At 60.6% G+C, this 19,245-nt stretch carries 21 protein-coding genes; 7 read left to right on the top strand and 14 right to left on the bottom strand.

Features of this window, described 5'->3' with window-relative positions:
* Nucleotides 1-5: 5 nt before the first annotated feature.
* Entirely contained in the window at nt 6-1,421 is a 1,416-nt protein-coding gene (locus LUN51_RS05580; protein ID WP_277810475.1) for an amidase, read from the bottom strand.
* Between LUN51_RS05580 and LUN51_RS05575 the strand changes: the two genes are divergently transcribed.
* Nucleotides 1,416-1,667: a UTRA domain-containing protein gene (locus LUN51_RS05575; protein ID WP_277810474.1), complete on the top strand. Its 252-nt coding sequence runs from the start codon at nt 1,416-1,418 to the stop codon at nt 1,665-1,667. The genes LUN51_RS05580 and LUN51_RS05575 overlap by 6 nt on opposite strands.
* Before the next feature lie 16 nt (nt 1,668-1,683).
* On the opposite strand, the gene LUN51_RS05570 is transcribed toward LUN51_RS05575, so the two are convergent.
* Entirely contained in the window at nt 1,684-2,934 is a 1,251-nt protein-coding gene (locus LUN51_RS05570) for a D-alanyl-D-alanine carboxypeptidase (RefSeq protein ID WP_277810473.1), read from the bottom strand.
* A gap of 286 nt (nt 2,935-3,220) precedes the next feature.
* Here LUN51_RS05570 and LUN51_RS05565 point away from each other — a divergent pair, with 286 nt between their 5' ends.
* Nucleotides 3,221-4,150 carry a drug/metabolite transporter gene (locus LUN51_RS05565; protein WP_277810472.1) on the top strand — a complete coding sequence of 310 codons (930 nt, stop codon included), beginning with the start codon at nt 3,221-3,223 and terminating at the stop codon, nt 4,148-4,150.
* On the opposite strand, the gene LUN51_RS05560 is transcribed toward LUN51_RS05565, so the two are convergent.
* Nucleotides 4,094-5,038, bottom strand: a complete 945-nt coding sequence (locus LUN51_RS05560) for a LysR family transcriptional regulator (protein WP_277810471.1) — start codon at nt 5,036-5,038, stop codon at nt 4,094-4,096. The genes LUN51_RS05565 and LUN51_RS05560 overlap by 57 nt on opposite strands.
* An 87-nt stretch (nt 5,039-5,125) precedes the next feature.
* Here LUN51_RS05560 and LUN51_RS05555 point away from each other — a divergent pair, with 87 nt between their 5' ends.
* From LUN51_RS05555 to LUN51_RS05545, 3 genes are all read left to right on the top strand, one after another.
* Nucleotides 5,126-5,875: an NAD(P)H-dependent oxidoreductase gene (locus LUN51_RS05555; RefSeq protein ID WP_277810470.1), complete on the top strand. Its 750-nt coding sequence runs from the start codon at nt 5,126-5,128 to the stop codon at nt 5,873-5,875.
* Nucleotides 5,876-5,996: 121 nt separating this feature from the next.
* Nucleotides 5,997-6,272, top strand: coding sequence for a hypothetical protein (locus LUN51_RS05550; protein ID WP_277810469.1), 276 nt, complete (start codon nt 5,997-5,999; stop codon nt 6,270-6,272).
* A 64-nt stretch (nt 6,273-6,336) separates the two neighbouring features.
* Nucleotides 6,337-6,735, top strand: a complete 399-nt coding sequence (locus LUN51_RS05545) for a YkvA family protein (RefSeq protein ID WP_277810468.1) — start codon at nt 6,337-6,339, stop codon at nt 6,733-6,735.
* A gap of 67 nt (nt 6,736-6,802) precedes the next feature.
* On the opposite strand, the gene LUN51_RS05540 is transcribed toward LUN51_RS05545, so the two are convergent.
* The gene (locus LUN51_RS05540; protein ID WP_247620863.1) at nt 6,803-7,579 is read right to left on the bottom strand and encodes a ferredoxin--NADP reductase; all 777 of its coding nucleotides are present in this window, start codon (nt 7,577-7,579) and stop codon (nt 6,803-6,805) included.
* Between the two features lie 159 nt (nt 7,580-7,738).
* Here LUN51_RS05540 and LUN51_RS05535 point away from each other — a divergent pair, with 159 nt between their 5' ends.
* Complete coding sequence (locus LUN51_RS05535; protein WP_261507916.1) at nt 7,739-8,665, top strand: LysR family transcriptional regulator; 927 nt, start codon at nt 7,739-7,741, stop codon at nt 8,663-8,665.
* Between the two features lie 65 nt (nt 8,666-8,730).
* Here LUN51_RS05535 and LUN51_RS05530 read toward each other — a convergent pair whose 3' ends face one another.
* Complete coding sequence (locus tag LUN51_RS05530) at nt 8,731-10,545, bottom strand: methyl-accepting chemotaxis protein (RefSeq protein ID WP_277810467.1); 1,815 nt, start codon at nt 10,543-10,545, stop codon at nt 8,731-8,733.
* A 127-nt stretch (nt 10,546-10,672) separates the two neighbouring features.
* Nucleotides 10,673-11,107, bottom strand: a complete 435-nt coding sequence (locus LUN51_RS05525) for a host attachment protein (protein WP_277810466.1) — start codon at nt 11,105-11,107, stop codon at nt 10,673-10,675.
* 266 nt (nt 11,108-11,373) lie between these two features.
* Here LUN51_RS05525 and LUN51_RS05520 point away from each other — a divergent pair, with 266 nt between their 5' ends.
* On the top strand, nt 11,374-11,817 hold the full coding sequence (locus tag LUN51_RS05520; RefSeq protein WP_277810465.1) for a hypothetical protein: 444 nt from the start codon (nt 11,374-11,376) through the stop codon (nt 11,815-11,817).
* 20 nt (nt 11,818-11,837) lie between these two features.
* On the opposite strand, the gene LUN51_RS05515 is transcribed toward LUN51_RS05520, so the two are convergent.
* The 8 genes from LUN51_RS05515 to hemE form a co-directional block, all read right to left on the bottom strand.
* A complete protein-coding gene (locus LUN51_RS05515) occupies nt 11,838-12,566 on the bottom strand; it encodes an amino acid ABC transporter ATP-binding protein (protein WP_040240956.1) in 729 nt (242 codons plus the stop codon).
* 84 nt (nt 12,567-12,650) lie between these two features.
* A complete protein-coding gene (locus LUN51_RS05510) occupies nt 12,651-13,760 on the bottom strand; it encodes an amino acid ABC transporter permease (protein WP_277810463.1) in 1,110 nt (369 codons plus the stop codon).
* A 1-nt stretch (nt 13,761) separates the two neighbouring features.
* On the bottom strand, nt 13,762-14,940 hold the full coding sequence (locus LUN51_RS05505) for an amino acid ABC transporter permease (protein WP_277810462.1): 1,179 nt from the start codon (nt 14,938-14,940) through the stop codon (nt 13,762-13,764).
* 79 nt (nt 14,941-15,019) lie between these two features.
* Nucleotides 15,020-16,048, bottom strand: coding sequence for an amino acid ABC transporter substrate-binding protein (locus tag LUN51_RS05500; RefSeq protein ID WP_277810461.1), 1,029 nt, complete (start codon nt 16,046-16,048; stop codon nt 15,020-15,022).
* A 124-nt stretch (nt 16,049-16,172) separates the two neighbouring features.
* Nucleotides 16,173-17,036, bottom strand: coding sequence for a polyamine aminopropyltransferase (speE, locus tag LUN51_RS05495; protein ID WP_277810460.1), 864 nt, complete (start codon nt 17,034-17,036; stop codon nt 16,173-16,175).
* 98 nt (nt 17,037-17,134) lie between these two features.
* Nucleotides 17,135-17,503 carry a VanZ family protein gene (locus LUN51_RS05490; protein ID WP_277810459.1) on the bottom strand — a complete coding sequence of 123 codons (369 nt, stop codon included), beginning with the start codon at nt 17,501-17,503 and terminating at the stop codon, nt 17,135-17,137.
* A gap of 3 nt (nt 17,504-17,506) precedes the next feature.
* A complete protein-coding gene (locus LUN51_RS05485; RefSeq protein WP_277810458.1) occupies nt 17,507-18,007 on the bottom strand; it encodes a thiol-disulfide oxidoreductase DCC family protein in 501 nt (166 codons plus the stop codon).
* Nucleotides 17,979-19,040 (bottom strand): uroporphyrinogen decarboxylase, encoded by a 1,062-nt coding sequence (gene hemE, locus LUN51_RS05480; RefSeq protein ID WP_277810457.1) that lies wholly within the window; start codon nt 19,038-19,040, stop codon nt 17,979-17,981. The genes LUN51_RS05485 and hemE overlap by 29 nt, the downstream gene beginning before the upstream one ends.
* Nucleotides 19,041-19,245: the final 205 nt, after the last annotated feature.

The following is a 19,245-nucleotide window of genomic DNA, read 5'->3' as shown; positions in this document are numbered from 1 at the left end:
CCCGCTCAGCCTGTCTGAGCGGGGTCAGGTACGGTCGGGAAGCGCGGCGGATGCGCCTGCATGAAGGCATGGCAGGCGCGCAGCACGCGGATGTCATCGAACTTGCCGCCAGCGAGCTGGAATCCTACCGGCATGCCCGTGTCGGTGAAGCCGCACGGCACGGCGGCGGCGGGTTGCTGGCTGAGATTGAAAGGATACGAGAATGGCGCCCATTCTTCCCAGTCCCGCATGCCGCTACCCGGCGGCACTTCGTGATTGGCTTCGAACGGCGACACCGACACCGATGGCGTCATCAGCAGGTGGTATTTCTGGTTGAAATGCTCGAGGCGTTGCGTCAGCCGCGCACGGGATTCCAAGGCGCGGAAGAAGTCCAGCGCGCTCCAGCGCTCGGCGATGCGCGCATTGGTGACTAGCCCCGGGTCGAGCAGGGTGCGTTCATGCTCGGTGGACTGCGACCAGACCTCCAGCGAGGCGGTGAACCAGATCTTCTGAAAGATCTCGATCGGCGACTCGAAACCGGGGTGAACCTCCTCGACCTCGGCCCCCAATACCTGGAGCTTCTCGGCGGCCTCGCGCACGCGGGCGGCGATCTGCGGCTCGACCTGGGCGTAGCCAAGATCCGGCGAGTAGGCGATGCGCAGGCCGCGCAGGTCGCAGTCCATGTCCACGCCCCAATCATCGGGCTGGCCGCGCGTGGCGTACGGGTCGCGGTAGTCGTAACGCCCGATCACGTTGAGCATACGCGCAGCATCGGGCACGTTGCGCGTCAACGGGCCGATATGCGAAAGCGAGGGTTCCGTGGCGGGCGGCCATTGCGGCGTCCAGCCGAAGGTCGGCTTGAAACCGAACACGCCGGTAAACGCGGCGGGAATACGGATCGAGCCACCCGAGTCCCCACCCTGATGCAACACGCCCAGGTTGAGTGCCGCCGCGGTGGCCGCACCACCTGATGACCCGCCCGGCGTGAGGCGTGTGTCCCAAGGGTTATAGGTAGCCCCGAACACACGATTGTCGGTGACGGCCTTCCAGCCGAACTCCGGCGTGTTGGTCTTGCCCAGGAAGATGGCGCCAGCCTCACGCAGCATGCGCGCCGGCGGCGCGTCGCTTTCACAGGGCGCATCCGTCGTGGTCAACGAGCCGTTGCGGGCCGGCATGCCGGCCACTTTGGTCAAGTCCTTCATCGACACCGGCACGCCGTCGATGGGGCTCAGCGCCTTGCCCTGCCCCCAACGACGCGCCGAGGCCTTGGCGGCTTGCTCGGCGCCTTCGCGGTCGACATACACATAGGCGTTGACCGCGTCGTTGAAGCGATCGATACGCGCAAGCGCAGCACGCGTGGCTTCCAGCGGCGAGGCCTCGCCGGACCGAAACAGTGCCGCCAGTTGCCCGGCATCCATCATGCCCAGATCGGTTTCTTGCATAACACCCTCACATCCTTGTTCGGTGAATGGCACGCGATGTTGGCGCGTAAGTCGCTGCGATTCTACCCCACCGCACTGACCGGCGATGAAGCCGAAACGCTCGGCATGCACAGTGGTTGTGCGGGCCTTTGCGTGACACGCGTTACGCATGACCGTGAGGGCCGCGCCCTTGAGTATGACAAGGATTACTGGCTACACGATGCCATCTGCCTGCGCGTGGAAGTGGCGATGGAAGTGGCGATGTAAGGCCTGCCGGGGCGCCTCATTGGCCGGAACCCATGGCGACCACGACGCAGTCGACACCCTCGCGCGCCAACTGCTGGCACCCTCGGCGCGCTTGAGTTTCCTCGAGATCCACCAACTGTGCCCGAAAGACGCCCCCATCGCCTTGCACCGATGACACTGCCACGCGACCGTCGAGATCGGCTGGCAGGAAATCGGCGGCTTGGTCGGCCTGCCGACGCGCCCGGGTACGGTCGCTGAATGCGCCCACCTGCACGGCCCAGGCGCCAGCATTATTGGCCGCTTTCCTGGCATCACCGTGCTCGTATTCCGCCTGGGCGATCAAGTCACGAATGGGGTCATCGGCGGGTGTGGGCGCGGGGTCACTCGTTGGGGTGGCCTGCAAGCGGTCCCCGTAAATGTCCGCCTTCGCGATCCAGTCACCATCCGCGACCGATTCGGCACGCGCGAAGCCACGATCGAGCAGCTCGCTCATGTGGGCATCGCGTGACTGGGCGGTAAAACCGCCCATGACCACGGACAGCAGACGACGCCCATCATGTACCGCGGAGGTCGCCACATTGAAACCCGAAGCACGAATGTAACCGGTCTTGAGGCCATCGGTGCCGGCATAGTTGTCGAGCAGTCGATTGTGCCCTTTGTAGCGCCTCCCCTGCCACGTAAACTCGGTCTTGGCGAACATCGGATAATAACTCGGAAAGTCCTGCATCAGACGCAGCGCGAGAATCGCCATGTCACGCGCAGTGGTGACTTGGCGGTCATCGGGTAGCCCCGAGGCATTGCGAAATGTTGTGTGCGTCATGCCCAAGGCGCGCGCCTTGTCGGTCATCTGGCCAGCAAAGGTGGACTCGCTACCGGCCAGCCCCTCGGCCACCACCGCCGCCACATCGTTGGCGGATTTGACCACCAGGATATTGATGGCATCTTCCACCTTCACCGTCTCACCTGGCCTCACGCCCATCTTGGACGGCGGTTTCGCGGCGGCATGCTGCGAGACCGGCAGGCGCGAATCCATGCTCAGCGTGTCGTCCTCAAGCGCCTCGAACAGCAAGTAAAGCGTCATCATCTTGGTCAACGACGCGGGGTAGCGCGTCGCATCGGCATTGGCGGCATGCAGGACCGCACCACTCTCGGTGTTGATGACGATGGACGCGTAACGCGGGTTGGGCGCCGCCTGCGCTGCAGGGAGCATACACAACGCCATCACGAAGGCGATCAAAATGAGCAGCGCAGACACCGCACGCGATCGATGAGGAAACGGGGACGTCATTTGTTATGTCCTTGAAGGAGGAACCCCTCGCGGGTCCACTCGTAACATTTGCCGCGACATTTGTTATGGCGACGCCACAGAGCGCAATAACATAGGGATTATGAGCGAGAGACGCATTCTGTACAGCCCCTATAGGCATTTTTGGCACCATCCGTGACATTTCGCAAACTTTCGTCACGCAACGACGGGGCCCGCATGGCGAAACGATGGCTCGGTTGCGATCACGTCAAGCGTAGTGGACGATGTCATCTTTCATCTGGTATACCCCAGAAAGAAGACGTCTCACTTGACGCCCCTTGAATCTGCCCGGAGGCCCACGCTGAGCGCACTTGCCATCGCCTTGATTGTCGTATCCGCCGTGCTCCATGCCGGCTGGAACCTGCTTGGCAAGCGCGGTGAGCCATCGCTGGCGTTTTTCGCCCGCTCCATGGCAACCGGCAGCGTGCTGTATGCGCCGCTCCTGTTCTGGGGGCCTTCGCCATTGCGGCTGCCCGATGTCTTTTGGGGCTGGATCATCGCCACGGGAGCGTGCCAGGCGCTCTACATGGGCGGCTTGGCCTGGGCATATGCACGGGGTGAAGTCAGCCTGCTCTACCCCATGGCGCGCGCGTTGCCGGTTCTGCTCGTGCCCGCCGTCGCGCTCCCCTGGCTTGCCACAAACGCGCTTAATGGCTGGGATATCCTCGGCATGGCATTGATCGCCGCCAGCGCGATGGTCATGCCCCTGCCCCACTGGCGCGCCTTTCGCTTGTCGCGTTACCTCACTCCTGCGCTGGGCTTCGTACTGCTCGCCGCTGTCGGTACCACCGGATACTCGGTAATCGACAAGCACGCCCTGGGCTTGATGACCGCGCATGGCTACACACCGCTGCAGGCTGGGCTGCACTACATGGTGCTGCAAGCCATGACCACCTGGCTGTGGATGTGGCCACTCGTACGGGCATTGCCCAACGAGCGTCACGCGGCACGACGACTGCACCGCTCCCCCGCCGCGCGTCGTGCCTGGCTGACGGGTGCCATGATCCTCGGCACCTATGGGCTGGTGCTGATTGCTATGTCCACCAGTGCCGACGTCAGCCACGTCGTCGCTCTGCGTCAGCTCTCGATTCCCCTCGGCGTCCTCGCCGCCGGTTACTGGTTCCGAGAACGCCTCCCTCCATTACGACTCGGCGCCATCGCCGTCATGCTCGGAGGACTGGCGCTCGTCGCATGGTGAAGTAGGCTTGGAAGCTGAGACTTCGCCTTTCAAGCATGCTTGTCGTGTGCTCAGCACTTCCGACAGATAGGAGAAAAAAGCCATCACCCTGGCGGTACGCCGCAAATCGGGATGCGTCAACAACCACAAAGGCGTCTCCAAGGGGGCCAGCGACTCACCGACTTTCATGAGGCTATCTTCCCTATCGGCGAGATAACACGGCAGAACACCGCGCCCCATGCCACTGCGCACTCCCGCCAGCATTCCCAACATGCTATCGACACGATAACGGCATTTAGCTTCTACCCCTTCATGAGCCATCCACCGCTCCAGGGCGGGGTATCCCAAGTGTGAATCAGGCCCTACCCAAGCGCTTGTCTCAAGGTGGTGCCGATGGACATAGACGGCCTGAGCGATTTGTCCCACTTGGCGACCCACTAGTGTTTCCGGGGGTAATTTTGTTGGCCGAATCGCGATATCCGCATCCCGGTGCGATAAATTATATTCACGATTAGAGACTTCCACTTCCAATACGATGTGAGGGTATTCATGCTGGAAACCTGCAAAGACATCACTCAGCAGCCCCATGAGCAAAGTGTCGGTCGTAGTGACACGCAACGTACCGGACAATCTGGCATCCTGCCCCACGAGACGCCTTTCCACGGCGTCGATATCTGTCGCGACACGTGCTGCGGTCGTCGCTAGATCGTCACCCGCTAGCGTCGGCACATAGCCCGTGCGTTGACGTTCGAATAGCCACACCCCCAACCGAGCTTCAAGCGCCCCTAAGCGGCGAAACACCGTGGCATGGCTGATCCCAAGTTCTCGCCCGGCCCCGGCTAGAGACTCCTGCCGCACGATTGCCAGTACGATCCGTAGATCATCCCAAGGCAGGATCTGTGCATTCATGCAAAGCTCACTTTCATTCATAGGGAATGTCATTTCTTTTATGCAAAGCCTAGCGTAATTAGTCCCATGTCGTTACAAGGCTTTCCCATGAATATTCTGATCGTGCATTGCCATCCCGAACCGCGTTCATTCAACGCCGCACTAACCGACATTGCCATGGCCACACTGACTCGAGAGGGGCATGAAGTGCATGTTTCCGACTTGTACGCCGAGGCCTTTGACCCTGTCGAGCGCGCCTCTCACTTCAAAAGGCGTGCGGATCCCGAGTATTTCTCGGCGCTCACCGAGCAACGTCACCATGTTCAATCAGACACACTCCCCAGCGACGTCCAGCGGGAAATCGACCGGCTGCAACACGCCGATCTCGTGATCTTGCAATTCCCGCTCTGGTGGCACGTTCAGCCCGCCATGCTCAAAGGCTGGTTCGATCGTGTATTCGTTTATGGCGGGCTTTACTCGGGCACACATCGCTATGATCGAGGACCTCTAAAGGGCAAGCGGGCTATCTGTTCGGTCACCACGGGGGCGCCAGCATCGACATTTTCTCCCAGCGGTCGAAGCGGCGATATCGCCACACTGATGTGGCCGATCCTGTGCTCTCTCTATTACGTCGGTTTCGATGTACTTTCCCCGCACATCACATACGGCGTGCAGGGTGGCGGTTTGAGCTATAAAGACGAACCTGCCTTCCACGATCATCTGGAACAGGCCAAACAACAGTGGGAGACACGTCTACGCCACTGGCAAACGGAGAAATCGATTCCTTTCACCGGCTGGCAGGACTGGGACGAACAGGGCCAGACCGTAGACGCTCACCCCTTGCGGTGGCGTATATAACCACGGCATACAATCTATCGGTCGTCCGATAGTCCTTGAGCTCGTCCCTGCATGGCACCTATCTTGAAGGAGCGCGGCACATAAAGGTGCCGTGCTTTACTCACAATGAGGAGATGACGAAATGGAAATCATCATCGAGAACGCCGGTATGGAAGCCGACGAGTTTCATGCGATGGCCGGCGGCGAAACCGGCGAGGCCTTGCGCAAGACAGCCAAGAACTACCTCGGCAGCCAGAACGTTACCGAACATCAACTCGAGGAATTGCGCATGGCAGGCGGCGCGGAATACGAAGCGCTGCGTCGTGACATGACGCAACACGCCTTGAGTGTGGTCAATGTACCCATGGACGCCGCGATCTCCCTGGATATCGCGTTCAAGGGCGGCGCCAAGTCGTAATCCCAATGCGATGACTCATTGCAAGGGGCATCTTAAGATGCCCCTTCTGTCGCGAGGAGCGTGTATGACCCCACGCCACGACCCCATCGAAGAGACGCCCCTGACCGATACCGACGATGTTGTACCGGGAGAAACGGTCGATTACGCAGACACGTTCCAAGAGCAGCGTTTCTGGCACAAAATCACCCGCTACGGACGCAGCGCCGGTCGCGAAGTCACGCGACGAGCACTGCAACTGTACTTCGTGCTACAGCGTCCCGACGTTCCGGTATGGGCGAAGACCACGATCTTCGGTGCACTGGGGTATTTCATCTCACCGTTGGACGCCATCCCCGACCTGATCCCCGCAGGCGGTTACGTCGACGACGCCAGTGTGCTCGGCGCGGCACTGATCGCGGTGTCGGTCTACATTGATGACGACGTCAAAGCCCGCGCCGAGCAAGCCATGCCCAAGTGGTTGTGAGTGCCCATAGAAAAAGCCCCTGACGATGTCAGAGGCTTCTCGTGTCACGCCGGAACACTGTCGTCGATCACTTCTCGACGAAGGCGCGCTCGATCACATAATCGCCCGGCTCGCCCATGCGCGGGGAAATGTTGAAGCCCAGTTCGTCGAGCATGGCGCTGGTGTCGTCGAGCATCGCCGGACTCCCGCAGATCATCGCGCGGTCTTGCTTGGGGTCGAGCTCGGGGAGGCCGGTATCGGCAAAGAGCTTACCGCTACGGATATGATCGGTCAGGCGCCCCATGGTGTGGAATTCTTCACGCGTTACCGTGGGATAGTAGACCAGCTTCTCGCTGATCTCTTCACCCAGGTACTCGTGAGCCGGCAGGTCTTGGGTGATGAAGTCGGCATAGGCCAGCTCGCTGACCGTGCGCACGCCGTGGATCAGCACGATCTTCTCGAAACGTTCGTAGACTTCCGGGTCCTGGATCAAGCTCATGAACGGCGCCAGGCCCGTGCCGGTAGACAGCAGGTATAGGTTGCGACCCGGCAGCAAGTCATCCACGACCAACGTGCCGGTGGGCTTGCGGCTGACCATGATCTGATCGCCAACCTTGAGATGCTGCAGACGTGAGGTCAGCGGGCCGTCCGGCACCTTGATGCTGAAGAACTCGAGGTGATCCTCGTAATTGGGGCTGGCCACCGAGTAGGCCCGCAGCAGCGGCTTACTGTCGGCTTCCAGACCGATCATCACGAACTGGCCGTTCTTGAAGCGCAGGCTACGCTCGCGCGTGGTGCGGAAGCTGAACAGAGTATCGTTCCAGTGATGAACACTGAGAACTTCTTCAAGTGCCAGTTTACTCACGAGACGCTCCTTAACTTATAACCGGAAAGCATTAACTGCTGAAATGGAAGTTGCACTAATTATAAGACTGAACCAATATATCTGTTAAATGAATTGTATGGATATCGGTTATCTATCTAGCCGATATAGAAAGGTCGATAAGATCGCCAGGAGATCGCCATGCGTTACACCCTGCGCCAGCTCGAAGTCTTCGTCGCCATCGCGCAGCACGAGAGCGTATCCCGCGCGGCACAGCGCCTGGCGATGTCGCAGTCCGCCACCAGCACCGCCCTCGCGGAGCTGGAGCGACAATTCGATTGCCAGTTGCTCGACCGCATCGGCAAGCGACTCAAGCTCAACGCACTGGGCTTTCAACTCTTGCCCAAGGCCGTGGCCCTGCTCGACCGTGGCGAAGAAATCGAAGAGCTGCTCAAGGGTCAGCGCGGTATTGGCTCGCTGGACGTCGGCGCGACGCTGACCATCGGCAATTACCTAGCGACACTGCTGATCAGCGACTTCATGCGCCGCCACCCCGGGAGCCGCGTGCGCCTGCATGTTCGCAACACGGCCTCCATCGTCGATCGTGTCACCCACCACGACCTGGACCTGGGGCTGATCGAGGGCGACTGCCAGCACGATGATATCGTCATGCAACCCTGGGTCGAGGACGAACTCACGGTCTTTTGTTCGCCACGGCACCCATTGGCCAGCGCCGGTGAGGCGGATCTGGAAGCGCTGATGCGCGAGGATTGGATCATGCGTGAGGAGGGCTCGGGAACACGCCGTACGCTGGATCAAGCAATGCGCCACCGGCGTGGCCGACTCAATGTGCTGCTCGAGCTGGAGCATACCGAGGCCATCAAGCGCGCGGTGGAATCAGGACTGGGTATCGGCTGTGTCTCGCACTTGGCCCTGCGCGACGCCTTTCGGCGCGGCAGCCTGGTGCCCATCGCCACCCCGGAGCTCGACCTGACGCGCCAATTCACCTTCATCTGGCATCGTCACAAATACCTGACCACCGCCATGCGCGAGTTTTTGCGCCTATGCCGTGAGATGACCGCCGGTATTCAGCGCAGCGACGACATCGACCTGCCCGCCGTGCCTTGATCAAAAAAGCCCATCGGCATATGCCGATGGGCCGTGATGGAAAGAAGTGGAGAGATTGCGTGGTCTTAGGACTTGGTCAACGCCGGGCGTGTCTGCGAGTGCCCGTCCTCGCGCAGGCTGAAGCGCCCCACGACTTCGGCCAAACGTGCAGCTTGGTCACGCATCTGCTCGGCAGCAACGGTAGATTCCTCAACCATCGAGGCGTTGTGCTGGGTCATTTGATCCAGGTCGTTGACGGCCTGGTTGACCTGGGTCACGCCTTGGCTCTGCTCTTGCGTGGCGGCGTTGATCTCGGCCAGCACATCGGAGACCCGCGCCACAGCAGTGACGATTTCCTGCATGCTGTCACCCGCCGTGCGCACTAGATCGGTGCCTTCGCGGGTCTTGGCCACCGAGGTGTCGATCAGCTTCTTGATATCAGCAGCAGCCGTGGCCGAGCGGCTCGCGAGTTGGCGCACCTCACTGGCAACCACCGCAAAACCGCGCCCTTGCTCGCCGGCTCGCGCCGCCTCGACCGAAGCATTGAGCGCTAGCAGGTTGGTCTGAAAAGCGATTTCGTCGATCAAGCGCACGATGTCGGAGATCTGCGTCGTCTGAGCATTGACCTCTTCCATGGTATCGACCGCCTGGCGCGCAACATCGCCGCCATGATTAGCGACGTTCGTCGCTTCCCGAGAGAGCTGGTCGGCCTGACGCGCGGATTGCGCGGTGTTTTCCACCGTGCTGGCGATCTGCTCCATGGCGGTGGAACTTTCCTGCAGATTGGAGGCGGCCTGCTCGGTGCGCCGCGAGAGATCCTGGCTGCCGTGAGCGATTTCGCTGGAAGCCTCACTCACCGAGGTGCTGCTGGCACGGACTTCGAGGAGTACATGGTTGACGGCATCGGCAAAGCCATTGAAGCCCTGGGCGATTTGCGCCACTTCATCGCGGCCGTCGATTTCGAGCCGGCGGGTCAGATCGCCTTCGCCGGAGGCGATATCGAACATGGCATCGCGCGCCTGGCGCAAACGCCGAAAGACAGGAGACAACAGTGCCCACAGCAGCAAGGCGGCGATCAAGCCGGACAGCACCATGGCGACCAGCGTGGAGTGCAACACGCCCTGCACCCCGGCGTTGGCTTCGGCGAGGTCCAGCGCGATGATCAAGCGCCAATCGGTTTCCGGCACTGCCACGGCATACAGGAGGACCTCGCGGCCATCGATGTTAGTTTCTTTGGGATGCCCTTCGCGCACCAGCGTGTCCAGCCATTCCGGCGTCAGGCTGTCATCCAGTGCCGTTGCTGGCTCCAAGGCCAGGTCGGCATCACGGTAGGCGACGATATCGCTGTCGCGGTTGACCAGCAACGCGAAACTGGCATCGGTAGGTTGGATCGAGGTCACATTGTCGGTGACGTCGGCCAGGCTGACATCGGCGCCGATCACGGCCTGGGTCTCGCCGTCCTCGCTCACCGGAGTGGCAAAAGAAACCACGAGACTATCGGTCACCATATCCAGATACGGCGCACTGGCGATGGTTTCGCCAGACTCCACGGCGGAGCGATACCAGGGACGCTGGGTCGGATCGTAATCTTCCGGCGGTTGCCAGTCGTCGTTGGTAATCAGGCGCTTGTTCGGCAGGCCGACGTAGACCTGGCTGAAGCCGCCGGCTGCGGCAGTCTGCTGCAAAGCGGGAACGAAATCGTCGCTCTCGAGAGCCGGGGGCAGCGCTTCGGTCAGGCGCTTCTTGCTCACAGCCCAGTCTTCGATGGCATCGACATGACCGCGCGCCACGGCGCTCAGCGTATCGATATTGGTCGTGCGTTGATGCTGGCTGACGAGCCAGTAACTGACGCCCCCGGTAGCCGCTAATGCGACCAGGATCATGGCTACGCAAGCCACCATGATCCGGGTTCGAAGCGATGTGAACATTAATGAGTGCCTATCGTTGGAGAATACCTCCTTTGATTAACGGCACTCATGGAAAAAACTTTAGTCGAGACGTTTATTCATTTTGATTCGAATGTCCACATCAATTGAGGGGCGGGCGAAACTTCTCGGCCAATTCCTCCTCGTTGGCACTCGATAAATCTTTATCCAAGGTATGGATGACGCAGGCCTGGGTCGGCTTGTCGAGTTTCTGACGAATCAGGCCCAAGAAGTGCGGCGCGGCGGCAATGATGAACTCGTCGGCTTTCCCTTGAGTGCGCGCCTGGCGGAGATAATCGGCGACTTCCTTGGCAAAAAACGCAGCATGCTTTTCCATCGTGGCATCGTCATTGCCGGACTGACGCGGTGAATGCGTTACCACGTCGTCGGATTCTCCTTTCCCACCCGTACGCAGATCGCCGGTATGCAAACGGCCCTCGGGATGAATCAACGTATCGACTTCACGAACCACACCGGCTTGATGCGCGAAGACACGCGCACGCGAGGCATTGGCTGTCACGATATAACGTTTGTCCATGTCTGACTCCTTGATCGGGGGTTCACCGGCATCTCGGGACAACGGCGCCTCCTGCGCCGTTGATGTCCGGCCGCCTCTTCGCGCGAACGGCGACCCTTCAAGCATCGAAACCTAGCGTATTTCTGTCAACCTCGCGGCAGGCGTCGGCACACCGCGACATCCGAGTAGCATGACAACAACAGGTTCACGCTTGACGCAAACCTGCTAACATCGCGTCGCTGGACAGGAATCACCGGCTACGAGCGCTATCTGCCAGGGAGAGCGACATGCGCGATTTTATCTTGATGCGTCGCCCACTACCGCGACGGACGTTGATCTTTTCTCATTGTATTCTGCAAATCGGCCTGCTGTTGGCCGGCGGTGTCTGGCTATGGCGCCATTCACCGGCGGCAAGCGGGGTATCGTGGCAGGAAAGCTGGCCGATGCTGGCGCTGGGCGGGGGCGTGCTGCTACTCGCTATGGCGTTGGTGCGCCTATTCGCCGAGTTATGGATGGCGCCGCACCACATGCAGGCACGCCGAGGCGGCTTTGCCCCGGGTGATGTGATGACGCGTGCCATCGACCGGCGTCCGGCCATGCACGATCCGGAAAAGGCCTGGATCAGCACGGCGAAGCCGCTCGACCCCGATGAAGGCGTGGTAGGCCAAGCGCGCGTGGCAGAGCCCCGCCAGCCAGCCACTCCCTCCCAACGTCAGGAACCCAGCCTCTAGTTCTTGGGCACATCGCCCCGCTAGTGGCCGAGAATCTGACTGAGGAATAGCTTGGTGCGCTCGGAGCGCGGATTATTGAAGAACGTCTCCGGTGGCGCCTCTTCGATGATTTGCCCTTGGTCCATGAAGATGACGCGGTCCGCCACGGTCTTGGCAAAGCCCATCTCGTGCGTGACGCAGAGCATGGTCATGCCTTCGCGGGCCAGCTCGACCATGACATCGAGCACTTCCTTGATCATTTCCGGGTCGAGCGCCGAGGTCGGCTCATCGAACAGCATCACCTCGGGGCGCATGCACAGCGCCCGCGCGATCGCCACGCGCTGCTGCTGCCCGCCCGATAATTGCCCCGGGTACTTGTACGCCTGATCGGCGATCTGAACGCGCTCCAGATACTCCATCGCGGTCTTTTCGGCCTCGGCGCGCGGCTTTTTCTGCACCCACGTCTGCGACAGGCAGCAGTTTTCCAGCACGCTGAGATGTGGAAACAAATTGAAGTGCTGAAACACCATGCCTACGTTACGGCGAATCTGTTCGATACGCTTGACGTCCTGCGTCATGGGCACGCCGTTGACCACGATCTCGCCTTGCTGGTGCGTTTCGAGATGGTTGATGCAACGAATCAACGTCGACTTGCCCGACCCCGAGGGGCCGCACACGACGATGCGCTCGCCACGTTTTACCGTCAGGTCGATATCGCGCAGAACGTGAAAATCGCCGTACCACTTGTTGAGGCCCGTCATCTCGATCATCGGCGTATCGCCGTGAGAGGTAGCAGTCGCTTGGCTCATGATGCAGTTCCTTGGCGTTATCGTTATTGGTTTAGTCGTTGTGGTTCAGTTCGTGTGGCCGGTCTGTAGGCGCTTCTCGATGTACTGGCTATAACGCGACATGCTGAAACAGAACACCCAGAACACCAGCGCGGCAAACACGTACCCTTCGGTGGCAAAGCCCAGCCAATCACTGTCGGTCAGGCCCGCGCGGATGATCGCCAGCAGATCGAACAGCCCGATGATCAAGACCAGCGAGGTATCCTTGAACAGCGCAATAAAGGTATTGACGATCCCCGGGATGACCAGCTTCAAGGCTTGAGGCAAAACGATCAGTCCCATTCGATGCCAATACCCGAGTCCCAGCGCCTTACCCGCTTCATCCTGCCCACTGGGAATGGCCTGTAGCCCGCCACGGATAACTTCCGCCATGTAGGCACTCCAGAACAGCATGATTCCCACCAGGGCACGCAGGAGCTTGTCGAACTCGACCTCGGTCGGCACGAACAGTGGCAGCATCACCGAAGCCATGAACAACACGGTGATGAGTGGCACGCCCCGCCAGAATTCAATGAAGACGACGCTCACGGCCCTGACCAGCGGCATGTTCGAACGCCGCCCCAAGGCCAGTATGATCCCGATCGGTAACGAGCCGACGATACCGATCGTGGCCACGGTCAGGGTCAGCATCAGTCCGCCCCAATTGCGGGTCGAAACGTGCATCAGCCCGAAATGGCCACCCAGAAGCAGGAAATACGCCGCGATCGGAAAGCCGACCACCGCAATGACCGCGGCCCAGCGTTTGCCCGGGATCCTGGGAATCGCCAACCAGGCAAGCAGCCCCGCCATCAATGCGAAAACGATATCCACCCGCCAGCGCGCCGCCTCGGGGTAGAAACCATAGATGATCGACTCGAACCGTGCGCTGATGAACACCCAGCAGGCACCTTCGCCACTGCACGCCTGACGCGAATCACCGAGCCAGTCGGCCTGGATCAAGGCCCATTGCACGAAGGGCCACAACACCCAGAGCAACACGCCAATAGTAACCACAGACACCACGCTATTGATGGGGCCGTTAAACAGGTTGCGCTGTAGCCACTTCAATACGCCCCGGTGCGCATTGGGTGGACGCCGCGCTTCAATCATCACATCACGCATGGACTCACCGGCCATCTCAACGCTCCTTGAGCAACGTACGCGCGTTATAAACATTCATCAGTGCCGATACCAACAGGCTGATCACCAGATACACGGCCATGGTCATGGCGACGATCTCGATGGCCTGCCCGGTCTGATTGAGAGTCGTGCCCGAGAAGACGGCCACCAAGTCGGGATAACCGATCGCCGTGGCCAACGAGGAGTTCTTGATGAGATTCAGATACTGACTCGTCAATTGCGGCACGATGACGCGCATCGCCTGAGGGATCACCACCTTGCGCAAGGTAATGCCGCCCGGCAGGCTCAGGGCATTGGCCGCCTCGACCTGGCCCGCGGGTACCGATTGGATGCCCGAGCGCACGATCTCGGCAATGAAGGACGCGGTATAAATCGACAATGCCAGCCACAAGGCCACCAGCTCAGGCAGGACTCTCACGCCACCGCTGAAATTGAAGCCCGTAAGCTCGGGAATGGACCATTCGAGCGGCGCCCCCGTCAGCAGGAACACCAATAGCGGCGTACCAATGATCAAGCCCGCACCCAGCCAATAGATTGGCAAAGCCTTGCCGGTGCGGACCTGACGACGTTTCGCATAAATACCCAGCGTGATCGCCGCAATGATGCCCACGAGCAGGGCCCAGGGCGTCGCCGCGAAACCGCTTAGTGGCTGCGGGTCGGGGATGACCAAGCCACGCACATTGATAAAGACGATTTCCAACAGGCTGAGGCTTTGGCGAGGGCTGGGTAATGCCTGCAGCACCGCGAAATACCAGAACAGGATCTGGACCAGCAGGGGGATGTTACGGAAGATTTCCACATAGGCGCCCGCCAAGCGCGCCAATAGCCAATTCGGCGACAGCCTCGCAATCCCCACCGCGAAACCGATGATCGTCGCGACTACGATGCCCAATGCCGAGACCAGCAAGGTATTGAGCAGGCCGACGATAAAGGTACGTCCATAGGTACTGTCGCCGGAATACTCGATCAACGTCTGCGGAATGGAGAAGCCCGCACGCTCATCGAGGAAACCGAACCCTGTGGAGATTCCTCTTGCCTCGAGATTGGCCATCGTGTTGGTGACGATAAAACCAATTAACGCCGCTAACGCCGCTAATAACACACCTTGCAATACATAGGCACGAAACGCCGGATTACGCCACAACGCAACCCGGTCGCCGGAAGGAGAACGCGACATATCGATCCTCTAATACGCTGGCACAAGAAGACACCCCGCAGATCATGCGGGGTGCTAACCGAGTACTTAACGAACCGTATCAGCGGATCGGCGGCGCGTAGAGAATACCCCCCTCGTTCCACAGGGCGTTCATGCCCCGCTGGATTTTCAGAGGTGAATTCTCACCCACCGTGCTGGAGAATACCTCTCCATAGTTGCCGACGTTCTTGATGATGTTGTACGCCCAGTCGTTGGGCAGGCCGAGTTGCTCGCCATAGTTACCGTCCTTGCCCAGCAAGCGTGCCACCCCGGGGTTGGGCGGGTTATCGCGCATCTCGTCGACGTTGTCGCTGTTAACGCCCATTTCCTCGGCGTTGACCATGGCGAAGATGGTCCACTGCACGATATCCAGCCATTGGTCGTCACCCTGGCGCACCACCGGGCCCAGCGGTTCCTTGGAAATCAGCGTCTCGAGGATCTCGACGCTATCCGGTTCGGGCAACTGCAGGCGCAACGCACTCAGCTGAGAGGTATCCGAGGTCAGCACGTCACAGCGCCCGTGGGCAAACCCCTGGGCGGTCTGGTCGGGCGTGTCGAACGTCACGGTGTTGATATCGATATCGCGCGAAGGGAAGTAGTCAGCCAGATTCAATTCGTGCGTGGTGCCGGACTGAATGCAGATGGAAGCACCGTTGAGGTCTTCCAGGCTCTCAATGCCTAGATCCTTGCTCACCATGAACCCTTGGCCGTCGTAAAAGGTCGTGGCGGTGAAGTTCAACCCCAGCGAGTTGTCGCGGGTCGCTGTCCAGGTCGTGTTGCGCGAAAGGACGTCGATCTCGCCGGACTGTAGCGCGGTAAAGCGCTCCTTCGCGGTCAAGGGTGTAAATTCAACTTTTTCGGGATCGCCAAAGATAGCGGCGGCGATCCCCCGACAGGTTTCCACATCGAGCCCTTGCCACTTGCCATCGGAATCCGGTGCCGAGAACCCGGCCAGACCGACGTTGACCCCGCAGTTGAGGGAGCCACGTTCCTTCACGTCATCGAGCGTCGCCGCTTGGGAGGCCGTTGCCATCCCTCCCAGCAGTAGGGCGGCAGGAACGGCAACCATGAACTTGTTCTTGTACAACATGCAGAAGCTCCTTGCGTTATTGTGGTGGCTTATTCGAGAGCCACGTTTCACATTAGCAAAGAGCTTGCCAGTCTAGCCAATATACCTAAGTCACGTACCTTTAACGTTTTTCACACGTTGCGCATCACACCGATAACGCACGCCGCATGAACGGCGGCAGCGTCAATGCACCACGATGGGTCTCGATGCTGTAGTACTCGAGCGGGAATTCCACCGCAGCGGCAGCGTTCTCGCGAAAGCGCGTCACGTCGTTACTCTTGCCGGCCAACGTGACGCTCCACCAGCCCGAGGGGTAAACCGGCTGTGGAAACGGCAGCGTGGCGACACTATCGAAGCCGGCGCGTTGCATGTCGGCGCGCAGCTCGCGAATGATCGAGCCGGTATGATAAAGCGGCGACTCGCTCTGTTGCACCAGCACACCGCCCTCGGCCAGCACGCGGTGACAACGCGCCAGGAAGTCAGCCTCGAACAGCCCTTCCGCTGGACCCACGGGGTCGGTGGAGTCGATGATCATGACGTCGACGCTGCCTGCTGGCGCGTTCTCGACCCATTTGACGCCATCCTCGAACTTGAGCGTGGCACGCGGATCGTCGTTGGAGGCCGTCAGTTCGGGGAAGTAGCGCTGCGAGGCTCGGGTAACCTCTTCGTCGATGTCGATCTGCACGACCTCTTCAACACCGGGATGTTTGAGCACCTCGCGCAACGTTCCACAATCACCGCCGCCGATGATCACCACGCGCTTGGGCGCAGCGTGAGAGAACAGTGCCGGATGCGCGATCATCTCGTGATAGAGGAAGTTGTCACGCGTGCTGAGCATCACGCAGCCGTCGAGTACCATCAGGTTGCCGTAGGTCTCGGTCGCGTAGACCTCCAGGTGCTGATAGGGACTCTGCACCTCGTGCAGCTTGTCTTTGATCATGAGGGAAAAAGCACTGCCATGGCTGTCGAACACTTCGGTGAACCAGCCCTGATCGAGACGCTCGGTCATGGGAATCCTCTTCATCGCCCTAGTGAAAGCCCTCGAGGGGCCGGAGTCGCGGCGTTCACGGCCTGCCGCGAACGCACCGGAAAACCGCGCAACATAGCCTATCCGCGCGCAACAAGAAAGCGCCTGGGCAGCAGCCAATGACAGGCCCCCACGGCGGCGAGCGCCCCTAGCGTATTAGCAAGAACATCGGCCCAATCGGCGCCGCTACGCCCTGGCACGCCTAACTGCAGGCCCTCGATGAAAAGGCCACAACCGATGGTCAGGCCCAGCGCCGTCACCGCACGCAGGCCGCCCAGCCGCAACAACGCAGCCAGCCCCGCATAGGCGATGAAATGGTTGAATTTGTCCCAGGGCAGGTCCTGGGGCATCTCTGAACCAGGCGTCAGACTTCCCCAGGCGATCACAGCGACGCTGACACCAGCCAATATCAGACATAATTCGCGAAGGTGGCGGAAGGAAACACGCATGACTCACTCTCCTTGTGGTGTGTCGGCAGAGTCCGAATTGTCATCCACCAAGGCGAGCGGCAATCCCAGCCGCCGGCAGGTCGCTGCGTCCAGACGCGACACCCAGTGCGGACCAACCTGCTGCGACCAGCCCGTCGCCGGCGCCAGTCGATGACGCCAGCGCCCCACGACATGATAGACACCATCGCGCCAGCCACGCGGTAGCCAGCGCAGCGTCGCCAGGCCACGCCAGGGCCACTGCAACCCTTGCGCCAGGCGCCACAGCGCGGCGCTATCGCGATGCAGCCCGCCCTCGCGCACCAGCCAGACGCTATCGAGCTGGCCAGGGTCGGCCCCGAAGTGCTCGCCCAAGCGTCGGGCCGGCATGTCATGCAAGCTCGCCAGGTACACCGGTGCCCGCGCGTGGCGCAGCACGAAGTGCACCGCGCGCCGACACAATGGGCACTCAGCGTCGAGCACGAGCAACATGGCGCGTTCAGCCATGATAGCGTGGGCTGAACTCATGCAGCGCCTCGATAAAGGCGGCAACATGATCGGGATCAGTAAATTGGCTAACGCCGTGCCCCAGATTGAAGATGTGGCCCGGCCCACTGCCATAACTGGCCAGGATGCGCGCTACTTCATCGCGAATCGCCTGAGGCGAGGCGAACAGCACGTTGGGGTCGAGATTGCCTTGCAGCGCCACGCGATCCCCGACACGGGTCCGTGCATCGCTCAGTTCGGTGGTCCAGTCCAGACCCACGGCGTCGGCGCCGCTATCGGCGATGGTTTCCAGCCACTGACCGCCCTGCTTGGTGAACAAGATCACCGGCACGTGGCGTCCATCGTGCTCGCGGATCAGCCCTTCGACGATGCGTGCCATATAGGTCAACGAGAACTCGCGATACGCTGGCGTCGACAGCACCCCACCCCAGGTGTCGAAGATCTGCACGATCTGGGCACCGGCACGAATCTGCGCGTTGAGGTAATCGGTGACCGACCGCGCCAGTTTGTCGAGCAGCGCGTGCATCGCCGCGGGATCGCCGTACATCAGCGCCTTGGCATGCCGGAAGTCCTTGCTCGAGCCGCCTTCGATCATATAAGTGGCCAGCGTCCAGGGGCTCCCCGAAAAACCGATCAACGGCACGCTATCCGCCAGCTCGTGCCGGATAGTGCGCACCGCGTTCATCACATAATCGAGATCCCGCTCGGCATTCGGCACCTGCAAGGCATCCACTGCCTCGGCACTGCGCACCGTCTTGCGAAACTTGGGGCCTTCGCCCGTTTCGAAGTAGAGCCCCAAATCCATGGCGTCTGGAATCGTGAGGATATCGGAAAACAGAATCGCCGCATCGAGCGAGTAGCGACGCAGCGGCTGCATGGTGACCTCGCACGCCAGCTCGGCGTTGCGGCACAGGTCCATGAAACTGCCGGCCTGGCCGCGGACTTCCCGGTACTCGGGCAGATAACGGCCCGCCTGGCGCATCATCCACACGGGTGTGCGGTCTACCGGTTGACGTGCCAGGGCACGCAGTAGGCGGTCGTTTTGCAATGGCATGGGAGCTCCAGACGTCGATTTTGCCCTCATTGTAACGAATGCCGAGCGCCACGACTTGATTCACGGTGACGCATCCCCATTTAGTAGCCTGCTAGTAACGTATTCTTCCGTAGTGAGCGCGCACGCGGCACTCACGGGATGAGCCCCGCGTCACGGCCTGCTAGAATGTTCGCCCCAGACGCCTTCCCTTTCCGCACCATAATGT

Origin of the sequence: Chromohalobacter canadensis (assembly GCF_029544075.1) — a bacterium.
Taxonomy (GTDB): Bacteria; Pseudomonadota; Gammaproteobacteria; order Pseudomonadales; family Halomonadaceae; genus Chromohalobacter; species Chromohalobacter canadensis_A.
The sequence above is the reverse complement of the archived record's forward strand: the minus strand, read 5'-3'. Positions and strand labels throughout refer to the sequence as shown.

Bases quoted from the DNA above. Each gene is read 5' to 3' on its own strand.
- speE (WP_277810460.1), bottom strand. From the start codon at position 17,036: ATGACCGAGCGTCTCGATCAGGGCTGGTTCACCGAAGTGTTCGACAGC.
- LUN51_RS05550 (WP_277810469.1), top strand. From the start codon at position 5,997: ATGGAAATCATCATCGAGAACGCCGGTATGGAAGCCGACGAGTTTCAT.
- LUN51_RS05580 (WP_277810475.1), bottom strand. From the start codon at position 1,421: ATGCAAGAAACCGATCTGGGCATGATGGATGCCGGGCAACTGGCGGCA.
- LUN51_RS05500 (WP_277810461.1), bottom strand. From the start codon at position 16,048: ATGTTGTACAAGAACAAGTTCATGGTTGCCGTTCCTGCCGCCCTACTG.
- LUN51_RS05560 (WP_277810471.1), bottom strand. From the start codon at position 5,038: ATGAATGCACAGATCCTGCCTTGGGATGATCTACGGATCGTACTGGCA.
- LUN51_RS05555 (WP_277810470.1), top strand. From the start codon at position 5,126: ATGAATATTCTGATCGTGCATTGCCATCCCGAACCGCGTTCATTCAAC.
- LUN51_RS05520 (WP_277810465.1), top strand. From the start codon at position 11,374: ATGCGCGATTTTATCTTGATGCGTCGCCCACTACCGCGACGGACGTTG.
- LUN51_RS05570 (WP_277810473.1), bottom strand. From the start codon at position 2,934: ATGACGTCCCCGTTTCCTCATCGATCGCGTGCGGTGTCTGCGCTGCTC.
- LUN51_RS05545 (WP_277810468.1), top strand. From the start codon at position 6,337: ATGACCCCACGCCACGACCCCATCGAAGAGACGCCCCTGACCGATACC.
- LUN51_RS05505 (WP_277810462.1), bottom strand. From the start codon at position 14,940: ATGTCGCGTTCTCCTTCCGGCGACCGGGTTGCGTTGTGGCGTAATCCG.
- LUN51_RS05515 (WP_040240956.1), bottom strand. From the start codon at position 12,566: ATGATCGAGATGACGGGCCTCAACAAGTGGTACGGCGATTTTCACGTT.
- LUN51_RS05530 (WP_277810467.1), bottom strand. From the start codon at position 10,545: ATGGTGGCTTGCGTAGCCATGATCCTGGTCGCATTAGCGGCTACCGGG.
- hemE (WP_277810457.1), bottom strand. From the start codon at position 19,040: ATGCCATTGCAAAACGACCGCCTACTGCGTGCCCTGGCACGTCAACCG.
- LUN51_RS05535 (WP_261507916.1), top strand. From the start codon at position 7,739: ATGCGTTACACCCTGCGCCAGCTCGAAGTCTTCGTCGCCATCGCGCAG.
- LUN51_RS05525 (WP_277810466.1), bottom strand. From the start codon at position 11,107: ATGGACAAACGTTATATCGTGACAGCCAATGCCTCGCGTGCGCGTGTC.
- LUN51_RS05485 (WP_277810458.1), bottom strand. From the start codon at position 18,007: ATGAGTTCAGCCCACGCTATCATGGCTGAACGCGCCATGTTGCTCGTG.
- LUN51_RS05490 (WP_277810459.1), bottom strand. From the start codon at position 17,503: ATGCGTGTTTCCTTCCGCCACCTTCGCGAATTATGTCTGATATTGGCT.
- LUN51_RS05510 (WP_277810463.1), bottom strand. From the start codon at position 13,760: ATGGCCGGTGAGTCCATGCGTGATGTGATGATTGAAGCGCGGCGTCCA.